Origin of the sequence: Siminovitchia jepli (assembly GCF_047228825.1) — a bacterium.
Lineage (GTDB): Bacteria > Bacillota > Bacilli > Bacillales > Bacillaceae_C > Siminovitchia.
This window is the reverse complement of sequence record NZ_JBFEGN010000123.1, coordinates 1-7351: the sequence shown is the minus strand read 5'-3', so window position 1 is coordinate 7351 and position 7351 is coordinate 1. Positions and strand designations below refer to the sequence as shown.

The following is a 7351-nucleotide window of genomic DNA, read 5'->3' as shown; positions in this document are numbered from 1 at the left end:
TTCATTGTCACCGCCCTCTGAAAGCGTGCTTTCTTTTTGTGGGTATATACGAAAAAAGGGAACATCGCAAAAAGCTTCGAAGAGGAATATCTTGACAAATTTACTGATATTAGTAATAGATCGTCAAAGCTAAAGAACATTTTATTAACGCGCTGTACCAATAAACAATATGAAAATATATGTTTAGATTATTTAATCGAGGAAGCCGATGGTGAGATTCCTCATATCCCTTTAAAAGGAGAAGATGTTGTTTCCATCTTGTATACGTCAGGAACCACTTCCAAACCAAAGGGCTGCTTGATCACCCACTCTAATTATCTTTTTACAGGAGAGGCAGTTTCGAAATCGCTTTGTTTTACACCAGAGGACCGGGCTTTGATTGTACTTCCCCTGTTCCATGGAAACGGTCAATACTATATGTTTATGCCAGCGTTGACCGTTGGGGCGAGTGTAGCAATTACTGAAAGATTTAGTGCCTCCCAATATTTTAAGCAAGCTAAACGGATGAGAGCAACGATTGGCTCATTGTTTGCAGCACCAATCAGGATGATTTTGAATCAAAGTTATGATGAAGGGGACAAAGAAAACCTTTTACGCACAATTATCTATGCCCAGTCCGTGACACCGGACCAACTTTATGAATTTGAACAAAAATTTAATGTATCCCTTCTCCAGTTATATGGTATGACGGAAACCGTTGCCCCACCATTAATGAATCCGCTTTATGGAAAGAAGGATAATATGAGCATTGGCAAACCAATCATCAGTGCAGAAGTTAAATTGGTGGATGATTCGGGAGCGGAAGTTCCTGTTAATAAACCTGGGCAGATTATTGTTAAAGGCATTCCCGGCCGAACCATCATGAAAGGATATTTTAAAAATGAAAAGGCAACCCGTGAAACTATTCGTAACGGATGGCTATATACAGGGGATAATGCCACAAGAACGGATAAAGACTACTTCTACTTTGTCGACCGGCAGAAAGACATGATTAAACGTGCAGGGGAAAATATTGCGGCCATTGAAGTTGAAAATGCCATTATGCAGCATCCCGATGTGTATGAAGCCGCTGTGGTCGGAATCCCTGATTCAATTAGAGATGAAGCTATCAAAGCTTATGTCATTTTGAAGGAGGGCCGGGGGACTACGGAAGATGTACTAATTGAACATTGTAGAGAACTTCTTGCTGCATTTAAGGTTCCAGATTCCATTGAATTCGTGAATGACTTTCCCCGCACATCGGTAGGGAAAATACAAAAGCATTTATTAAAGAAATTTTCAAAAGGGAACCTGTTATCAAATTAATATTTTCTTGCTGACTAACAATTTATTTGAAAGGATGTCGTCTATGAAAAAGGGACGAGTATTATTTGCTAGTCTTTCCGGTTCCGTTATCGAGTGGTATGATTTCTATTTATACGGCACGGCTACCGGACTGGTATTCTCAACGTTGTATTTTCCAAGTCAAGATCCCGGTATTGGACTTCTCCTAGCTTTTGCAACATTTGGGGTTGGGTATGCGGCAAGGCCTATTGGAAGTATTATCTTTGGTCATTTTGGCGATAAGATCGGCAGGAAATCAGCGTTGATGTTCACCTTAATCGGGATGGGGCTTAGTTCATTTTTAATAGGGCTCCTTCCAACTTACGAACAAATAGGGTTCTTAGCACCGCTCATGTTAGTGGTTTTGCGTCTAATTCAAGGGATTTCCCTTGGAGGTGAATGGGGGGGAGCCGTTCTTTTGGCAACCGAGTATGCTCCAAAGGGTTTAAGAGGGCTTTATGGTTCTGTCCCCCAATTGGGTGTTCCTATCGGCTTGGTGCTTGGGACAATGAGCTTAACGATAATCAGTTACCTTACTACGGAAGCACAGTTCCTGGCTTGGGGATGGCGTGTACCATTCCTTTTCAGCGTTGTCCTTATCGGGTTAGCTTTATGGATCCGAAGTGGGGTTGAAGAAACTCCTGCCTTCAAGCAACATAAAGAAAGTGGGGAACTGGCAAAACTTCCTTTCGCTGAAACCTTCAAAAATAACTGGAAAAGCGTGCTGCATGCTATTGGACTGAAACTGGGAGATGGTTTTTTCAATGTATTTTTAATGTCGTTCGTCCTTTCTTATTCTACGGTTTATCTAGGCTATTCCAATCAAGTCGCCCTAACGGCGCTTACTATCGGGTGTGCTACCATGGTCCTCACAATCCCGTTTGTGGGCTATCTTTCAGATTTTATTGGAAGAAAAACAATATATATAGCGGGATTGCTTTTAATGATTCTATTAGCTGTTCCCTATTTTTCACTAATGGCCAAAGATGCTTTATGGCTGTACCTTATGCAAGGAATCATGCTGGGTATCATATGGGCCTCTATTTTCGCTACACAGGGAACCCTATTTTCAGAACTGTTCCCGGCAAAGGTACGTTATACCGGTTTATCATTCGGATATCAAGTCGCAGCTGCTATTGTAGGTTTTGGTCCAATGATTTGGACCACTATGGCTGAATCTTTCGGGCCTTCCCCTTGGGTTTTTGGAAGTTTCATGATCGCGGCATTACTTTTGTCACTGGTATTAAGCTTTTTTGCTCCTGACACAAGAAAAAGCTCGCTCTATGATGATTATCCCGATGGATTGGGAAATTTTAACTCCTCGGCCATGCATAATAAGAAAATAGGTGAATAATCAGCAACATGATAGCTCTAATATCTTGCGATAATTAATAGTAAAAAATACCCTTTCATAAAAAGTGTCATTCCCTTAGACATGCTCAATAATTATAATTGGGAGATAAATAGGCAGTCATTCAGTGGAAAATTTCTTGTCAATCATACAAATAATATCATTGTTAGTATATTTCAGTGTCCACAATTAACAACATTTAACTCAATTAAGTAATTCTCAAAAATTGTGCAGCCAATAAGTATGGTTTCATTATATAAAAGCACCCATCGGGGTGCTTTTATATATCGAATAATAAATTTTTAGGTTAGACAAAAGGGAAGGCTGAATCTCTCAATAGTATTATTCCGCCTCTTTTTTTTAGTAAGCTTCTCAAAAAGTCATATATGAAAATTTTTCCGGCCTTTTCAATAACCTCGTATCTGTTCCGTTCTAGTTTAATTTGCTTATGACAAATCTCCTTGTAACTATTCTTCCAAATTTACGTTAAGATGGTAATAGACTTATATTTTTGGGAGGAAGATCTGTGGATATTCTAGGAAAGACGATCCAAATATATATGCCCGACGGTTCACCCACCAGTATAAAAATAGCTGAAATTACTACGAGAGTAATTCAGTTGGTTTTAATCCCGAGAAATAAATTAACTATGGCCGGACAGAGGCCGGAAGCAAAAGATGTAGGGGTATACTTTCTATTTGGAAAATCAGATACGGATGGAAAGCCGAATGTATATATAGGGGAAGCGGAGAATTGTTATGAAAGAATTAAGCAACATAATAGAGATTCAAAAAAAGATTTTTGGAATACCGCTGTTGTCGTTGCTTCCAAAACAGGAAGTTTTACAAAATCTCACGTGAAATTTTTAGAATCCTTTTTTTATAAAGAAGCTCTTTCCAACGGGCGCTTTCATTTAGAAAATGGCAATATACCTGTTCCATCCGCTCTTCCTGAACCGATGATCGCTGACTTAATGGACAATTTTGAAACAATCAAAACACTGCTTTCCGCTCTTGGATACCCGATATTTGAAAAGGTAGCCAATAGAGAAACGAAAGATATTTTTTACTGTAGAGGCAAGAGTGCAGATGCGAAAGGAGAATATACGGATGAGGGATTTGTTGTATTGAAAGGATCTGTTTGTAATCTAACAGAAGCTCCGTCAGCAGGACAATGGGTGACAAAAATGAGACAAGAATTACTTGAGAATAACATATTAAGTCAAAAAGGAGAGGTCTACGTGTTTACCGAAGACCATATATTTAGTTCCCCTAGCCCGGCAGCAGCTGTCATTTTGGCAAGAAGAGCGAATGGGTGGAGGGAGTGGAAATCGAAAGAGGGATACACATTGGATAAGTTAAAGAGACAAGAGTAAAATCATATTAAATTTGTTAAAAAAATATCCATAAGTCGATATATATATCCTAAAGTTTTGTGGGGACGCCATTAAAAGGGCTATTGAGCCGGTTGCGAAGGATATATCCTTATCTTTGTATCTTACGCAACATTATTTTTATCAAAAAAAATGCGTCAAAAAATTTGCTATTTTAAAACATATCTGTTACTCTTAAGAAGAGTTATTTTTGCTCTCTCTCAGATTTTGTTTTTCGTCTAAGGTATTAGAGCAAGGATAGTAACATACGTGCGAATAATCGCACCGGGAGGCAATATTTTGGAACAAGGTAAAGTTAAGTGGTTCAATGCAGAAAAAGGTTTCGGTTTCATCGAAAGAGAAGAAGGAGACGATGTATTCGTACATTTCTCAGCTATCCAAAGTGAAGGGTTCAAATCTTTAGACGAAGATCAAAGCGTCACTTTTGAGGTTGAACAAGGACAGCGCGGCCCGCAAGCCACAAACGTTCAAAAAGTATATTAAAGGTTGGAAACAGGCCCTTACCCGGGGCCTGTTTCTTTGTTGTGCGTCCGGCATGGGCTCTAACTTGGTGGTGAAAGTCCTCCCACAGGCTTGGCAGTAGGAACTGTTAGCCTATGTTGCAAGCCCCTCCGCTATTCCTAATAAAATAATCCCCAGCATGACAATGGCGATCATAAGATACTGGCGTTTCGTCAACACTTCATTTAGAAAAATCCGTGATAAAATGACCGAGAAAATACCGTGGGCCGCAATCAGGGGGGCGGCGATGATGGCATTGCCAGCTATTGCAAAAACATAGAAAAATTGTCCGGTTGTTTCCAAGATAGCCGCCAGCCCTTTATCATGTTCTTTCAAAATCACAAACGGCTCTTTCTTGATGAGTTTGACATATAGATAGGAAAATAGGCCGACAATCAAGAAAGTGAATTCGTAGGCCAGCAAAGCGGAATCTTCGCTGATCAGTTTTAATTCATCCAAATAGATGCCATCTGCAAATGTTCCCAAGCCATCCAAAATACTATAGAGGATAGGGAAGGTAATGGCCAATACACCTATTTGATATTTTTTTGGAATGACTTCGTTCCTTGCTTGCAGGCTTTCTATTTCACCCTGCTTTTCTAATACAGCAAGGCCAATTACGCCGGTTGTTACAGTGATGATTCCGAAAATGTTGAGGAAGCTCATTTCCCTTGGAAAAAAAATAAATAATAAAAGTGCACTGACAGCACCTGAAGAGTTTTGAACAGGTGCAGCAATGGATAATTCAATATATCTTAATCCGACATACCCAATCGTCATCGACAAAATATATAGAGCTGAAACTGGAAAATACCTGATCATATCAAAAGGATCAAAAGCGACCCCTTTGATCAGCATATAGGAAACCGCATGAATCCCCATGACAATTCCAACCATCGTGACAATTTTTAAATGACTGTACTTGTCGCTGCTATCCGATCCTTTTTTATAATACAGGTTTGCAGCGCCCCAAGAAATAGCAGTTAATATGGAAAAAATAAACCACATGATGTCCGTCCCTCTTTATATCGTAAAAACCTCTTCTATATTATCATAAAGTCGGCAACTCACAACCACAAAAAAATAAGTTGCTCGGAAAAAGAAACGGGTTGAGATATTTTACCCCCTCTAGTTTTTCGCGTGACAAACCTTCCACAGAGGTTCCGTGTCAAGGTGACAGATCCCGTTGAATGACTGGTTTCTGATCAATAGATGATGTTTAAACAAAATTTTGGCTTTTCGCGATGAGCTTTTTTACTAACGCCTTTACATGAATAACTATTTAAAATAGGAAAAATAAAGCAGAAGCTTTTTAGTGTAATCGAAATATAAACCGTGATCCGAAAGGACCGTTCACCCGGATCACGGTTTATCCTTTTCACCTTGCAGTTTCATGAATTTTGGATAAGGAGAAACCTCTTCCAAGGATTTCAGATGCATTGAGAAAGACGACAAAGGAGGCTGGTTCCATTTCCTGGAGTACTTTTTTCAAATAAACGGCTTCCTGCTGCTCAACAACGCAAAGGATCATTGTTTTTTCCTGATTGGAAAAGCCGCCGATCGAGCGTATTTTTGTAAGGCCCCGGTCGATTTCATCCTTGATGATGGTTTGGATCCGTTCTTCGTGTTCAGTGATAATGAGCACGAGCTTTGATGGTGAAGATTGCAATTGGACAAAATCAATCACTTTGCTTGTCACATAAATGGCCATCATTGCATATAAAGCCAGTTCGAGGTTGAAGACAAACGCAGAACAGACGACAACCAATCCATCAACGATTAACTGTGAGTAGCCGCTGGACAAACCTGTGTACTTTTTAACAATTTGTGCGACGGTAGCCAGCCCTCCAGTCGATCCTTTTCCTCTGTAAACAATGCCCAGGCCAACTCCCAGGAGGATTCCCCCATAAATTGCTGCCAGCAAAGGATTATCGATGGTAAAAGGGATGTCGGCACTGACCCAAATGGTGAAAGGAACGAAAAATGTGCCTGCCAGCGTCTTTAAACTGAAATCTTTGCCCAGAACGAGAAAGCCTGCAATAAAGACCGGTATATTAATGATCCATTGAACATAAGCGGGGTTATATTGATACAACTCGTAAAGAATCGTACTGATACCGGATACTCCGCCTGCTGCCAGCCTGGCCGGCAAGAGAAAAATATTATAGGATACACCGACCAAAGCGGCGCCGAAAATAATGGAAAGATATTCTATAAACCGTTTTGTCTGTATAGACTTCGTCATTTTTACTCATTCCTTCCGTTCAAAAATGCCACTGCCATCTTAACATAGAAAGGAGCATTCCTGTCATGAAAGAAATTTGAGGATAGCTTCAGCGGGGGATTAGGCTCGCACGATGTGGGTCATTCAGGCGGTTGCCACACGATGTGGGCAGAATTAAGGCTAAGATCGAAAACGTCCTGTTGGCAAGCTTAGGCAGCGACACCCTTGAAAAAGGATACGCTTTTTCCTTGCGATAATAATGCTGTTGTTCTGCCGACGTTTGCACTATTACATCCTGTACGTCGCAACACCTTTTCGATCAACACCCTGTCGACCCGAACGAATCGGGTTATTGCTGGCAGTTTGATCTCCCACTTATCATTCTTGTATTACCTCAAATTCTTGAAGTGGGAGTCTTACTGCCTTGATATAAAGTCCCACGCCGAACCGAAAGACCCTTATAAAACCCCCGGATAGATCCTGTATGAGTAAAATGTTTGTGGGCGAATAGTTGTTCCTCTCATTTGAGGCCTAAGTGGGGTTTGCTCTTACGAAATGA

The 7351-nt window shown here is 40.4% G+C and carries 6 protein-coding genes; 4 read left to right on the top strand and 2 right to left on the bottom strand.

Annotated elements, in window-relative coordinates:
* Positions 1-36 precede the first annotated feature (36 nt).
* The 4 genes from AB1L08_RS20765 to AB1L08_RS20750 all read left to right on the top strand — a co-directional run bounded on the left by AB1L08_RS20765 (position 37) and on the right by AB1L08_RS20750 (position 4550).
* Positions 37-1305: an AMP-binding protein gene (locus AB1L08_RS20765; RefSeq protein WP_413066523.1), complete on the top strand. Its 1269-nt coding sequence runs from the start codon at positions 37-39 to the stop codon at positions 1303-1305.
* Between the two features lie 43 nt (positions 1306-1348).
* Entirely contained in the window at positions 1349-2677 is a 1329-nt protein-coding gene (locus tag AB1L08_RS20760) for an MFS transporter (RefSeq protein WP_413066522.1), read from the top strand.
* A gap of 523 nt (positions 2678-3200) precedes the next feature.
* Positions 3201-4049, top strand: a complete 849-nt coding sequence (locus AB1L08_RS20755) for a GIY-YIG nuclease family protein (protein ID WP_413066521.1) — start codon at positions 3201-3203, stop codon at positions 4047-4049.
* Between the two features lie 297 nt (positions 4050-4346).
* Positions 4347-4550, top strand: a complete 204-nt coding sequence (locus tag AB1L08_RS20750) for a cold-shock protein (RefSeq protein WP_413066520.1) — start codon at positions 4347-4349, stop codon at positions 4548-4550.
* Between the two features lie 111 nt (positions 4551-4661).
* Here AB1L08_RS20750 and AB1L08_RS20745 read toward each other — a convergent pair whose 3' ends face one another.
* Positions 4662-5576: an EamA family transporter gene (locus AB1L08_RS20745; protein ID WP_413066519.1), complete on the bottom strand. Its 915-nt coding sequence runs from the start codon at positions 5574-5576 to the stop codon at positions 4662-4664.
* Between the two features lie 370 nt (positions 5577-5946).
* Positions 5947-6813, bottom strand: a complete 867-nt coding sequence (locus AB1L08_RS20740) for a YitT family protein (protein ID WP_413066518.1) — start codon at positions 6811-6813, stop codon at positions 5947-5949.
* Positions 6814-7351: the final 538 nt, after the last annotated feature.